The following is a 278-nucleotide window of genomic DNA, read 5'->3' on the forward strand; positions in this document are numbered from 1 at the left end:
GGCTAGCATGGTGGTAATGGTCGAACCCGCCAAGGGTAACCATAAATGGTGTAGCGTTTTAGACACAGCTTCAAGTTTACTCATACCTTGTTGACGACGTTGGGCTATCGCATCAACAATCACAATCGCATTATCGACCATAATGCCCAGCGCAACCACCAAACCGGTCACCGACATTTGGTGAATAGGCAGTCCGGTATATTTCATACAGGTGAGGGTAAAGAGTGCCGTTAGTGGCAGTGATATAGCCACAATCATCGCATTGCGAAGTCCTAATG

1 protein-coding gene is annotated in these 278 nt (G+C 47.5%); it reads right to left on the bottom strand.

Annotation, left to right across the window (positions count from 1 at the left end; all coding sequences use genetic code 11):
- Positions 1–258, bottom strand: a 258-nt coding sequence (locus AAEY80_RS14485; protein WP_350588566.1) for an efflux RND transporter permease subunit, incomplete at its 3' end; no start/stop codon positions are given.
- Positions 259–278: the final 20 nt, after the last annotated feature.

It is taken from the genome of Psychrobacter sp. 78a-MNA-CIBAN-0178 (genome assembly GCF_040309625.1).
In the GTDB taxonomy this organism is placed as follows: Bacteria; Pseudomonadota; Gammaproteobacteria; order Pseudomonadales; family Moraxellaceae; genus Psychrobacter; species Psychrobacter okhotskensis.